A 2,078-nucleotide genomic window follows, 5' to 3' on the forward strand; every position below is an offset into this window, starting at 1 on the left:
CGCCCGCTGCTGCTGCGGCCCCGGCTCCCGCCCCGGCAAACTCGGCACCCGCCCCGGCCGCCCAGGGCGTAACCGGCAAGGCCGCCCACGCCAGCCCGTCCGTGCGCAAGTTCGCGCGTGAACTGGGCGTGGACGTGTCGCGCGTACCCGGTACCGGTCCGAAGGGCCGTATCACGCAGGAAGACGTGCAGGGCTTCGTCAAGGGCGTGATGAGCGGCTCGACCGCCGCGCCGGCCGCAGCGGCTGCCGCAGGTGGCTCGGGCGTCGGCCTGGACCTGCTGCCGTGGCCGAAGGTGGACTTCACGCGCTTTGGCGAAGTGGAGAACAAGCCGCTTTCGCGCATCAAGAAGATCTCGGGCGCCAACCTGCATCGCAACTGGGTCATGATCCCGCACGTCACGAACTGCGACGAAGCGGATATCACCGACCTCGAAGCCTTCCGCGTGCAGCTGAACAAGGAAAACGAGAAGTCGGGCGTCAAGGTGACCATGCTGGCCTTCATGATCAAGGCCACTGTGGCGGCACTGAAGAAGTTCCCGAACTTCAATGCCTCGCTGGACGGCGACAACCTGGTGCTGAAGAAGTACTTCAACATCGGCTTCGCGGCGGACACCCCCAACGGCCTGGTCGTGCCGGTCATCAAGAACGCGGACCGCAAGGGCGTGCTCGAGATCAGCCAGGAAATGGGCGAACTCGCCAAGCTGGCCCGCGAAGGCAAGCTGAAGCCGGACCAGATGCAGGGCGGCTGCTTCTCGATCTCGTCGCTGGGCGGCCTGGGCGGCACCTACTTCACGCCGATCATCAACGCGCCGGAAGTGGCCATCATGGGCGTGTGCAAGTCGTACATGAAGCCGGTCTGGGACGGCAAGCAGTTCGCGCCGCGCCTGACGCTGCCGCTGTCGCTGTCGTGGGACCACCGCGTCATCGACGGCGCCGAGGCGGCCCGCTTCAACACGTACTTCGCCCAGCTGCTGGCGGACTTCCGCCGGATTCTGCTGTAAGCACGGCCCACGCGCGCGCCGGCGGCCTCGGTTGCCGGCGCGCGGGCCTGTACGAACTGCAAGGGGCGAGCCATGACGACGTGCGTAGTCGTAAGGAAGGGCGCCGAGGTGGCCATCGCGGCGGACGCGCTGGTCACGTTCGGCGACACGCGGCTGTCGCGTGCCTACGAGCGCAACCAGAAGGTGTTCCCGGTGGGCGAGAGCTTCGTCGCGCTGGCCGGCACCACCGCGCACTTTCCGGTGATGCGGGCGCTGCTGACGGGCATGGGCGACGAATGCCGGCTGCTGACCCGCGACGACGTGTTCCGAACCTTCCTCAAGGTGCATGAAAAGCTCAAGACCGAGTACTTCATCAACACCAAGGAAGACGAGGACGATCCGTACGAGTCGTCGCAGATCGTCTGCCTGATTGCCAATCCGGGCGGCATCTTCGGCGTCTATTCCTACCGCGAGGTGTTCGCGTTCGACCGGTTCTGGGGCATTGGCTCGGGGCGCAACTATGCGCTCGGGGCCATGCACGCGGTCTACGACCGGCCCGGCATCGGCGCCGGGGAGATCGCGCGGATCGGCGTGGACGCGGGCGTGGAGTTCGACAAGAGTTCGGCGGGTCCCATCGACGTGCATACCGTGCGGCTGCAGGCGCAGCCGGCACCCGCGCCGGTACCGGATGGTTCAAACGGTGCGAACGGCGCGGGTGGCGGGGCGGCAACCAACAACGACGGCGCGGCCTGAGCCCCAGGCGGGCAGGGCGCGCATCCCAGGAGGAAAAGCATGAGTGTGATCGAAGTCAAAGTGCCGGATATCGGCGATTTCGACGCGGTGGAAGTGATCGAAGTACTGGTCAAGGCCGGCGATACGGTTGAGGAAGAGCAGTCGCTGATCGTGCTGGAGTCCGACAAGGCCAGCATGGACGTGCCGTCGTCGTCGGCCGGCAAGATTGTGGACGTGAAGGTCAAGGTGGGCGACAAGGTGGCCAAGGGCACGGTGATCTGCACCGTGGAAGCCGGCGCTGCTGCTGCTGCCGCCCCTGCCCCCGCCCCGGCCGCTGCCCCCGCCCCGGCTGCCGCTGCCGCCCCG

Annotated in this window: 3 protein-coding genes; all 3 read left to right on the forward strand. The window is 67.2% G+C overall.

Annotated features, from left to right (window positions below; all coding sequences use genetic code 11):
* The coding region (locus tag KHO18_RS28125) for a dihydrolipoyllysine-residue acetyltransferase (protein ID WP_211944308.1) at nt 1-1,001 on the forward strand (1,001 nt) is incomplete at its 5' end.
* 72 nt (nt 1,002-1,073) lie between these two features.
* Nucleotides 1,074-1,733, forward strand: a complete 660-nt coding sequence (locus KHO18_RS28130; protein ID WP_211944309.1) for an Ntn hydrolase family protein — start codon at nt 1,074-1,076, stop codon at nt 1,731-1,733.
* A 39-nt stretch (nt 1,734-1,772) separates the two neighbouring features.
* Nucleotides 1,773-2,078: biotin/lipoyl-containing protein (locus KHO18_RS28135; RefSeq protein ID WP_322791036.1), on the forward strand; the 306-nt coding region annotated here is incomplete at its 3' end.

Origin of the sequence: Cupriavidus campinensis (genome assembly GCF_905397395.1) — a bacterium.
In the GTDB taxonomy this organism is placed as follows: Bacteria; Pseudomonadota; Gammaproteobacteria; order Burkholderiales; family Burkholderiaceae; genus Cupriavidus; species Cupriavidus campinensis.

Coding starts and splice junctions, on each gene's coding strand:
- KHO18_RS28130 (WP_211944309.1), top strand. CDS start 1,074: ATGACGACGTGCGTAGTCGTAAGGAAGGGCGCCGAGGTGGCCATCGCG.